Origin of the sequence: Psychromarinibacter sediminicola (assembly GCF_029168335.1) — a bacterium.
GTDB lineage: Bacteria > Pseudomonadota > Alphaproteobacteria > Rhodobacterales > Rhodobacteraceae > Psychromarinibacter > Psychromarinibacter sediminicola.
Genome location: NZ_JARGYC010000266.1, coordinates 1 through 327 on the forward strand (window position 1 = coordinate 1; position 327 = coordinate 327).

At 67.0% G+C, this 327-nt stretch carries 1 protein-coding gene; it reads right to left on the reverse strand.

The genetic code is table 11. The features are described from left to right. On the reverse strand, positions 1-327 hold a 327-nt coding region (locus tag P1J78_RS25295), incomplete at both ends, for a transposase (RefSeq protein ID WP_275570121.1).

The window sequence follows — 327 nt, forward strand, 5'->3', positions numbered from 1 at the left end:
CACCTCGTCGAGGGCCTTCCAAAACCCCATGCCTCCGTCGCCGACGGCGATTTCGGGCAGCACCTTGAGGCCGCGGGCCTTGATGTCGACCAGCAACTCGCGCCAGCTCTGTGCGCTCTCGCGCACGCCGACCTGGAAACCGACGAGTTCCTTCTTCCCCTCGGGCGTGGCCCCGAGAATGACCAGCATGCACTCCGCCTGGGCCTCCATCCGCGCCTGCAGGTAGACACCGTCGGCCCAGATGTAGACATACCGCCGCGCCGAGAGATCGCGCCGCTGCCAGCGGTCGTATTCCTGCTGCCACTCACCGGTCAGCCGCGAGATCAC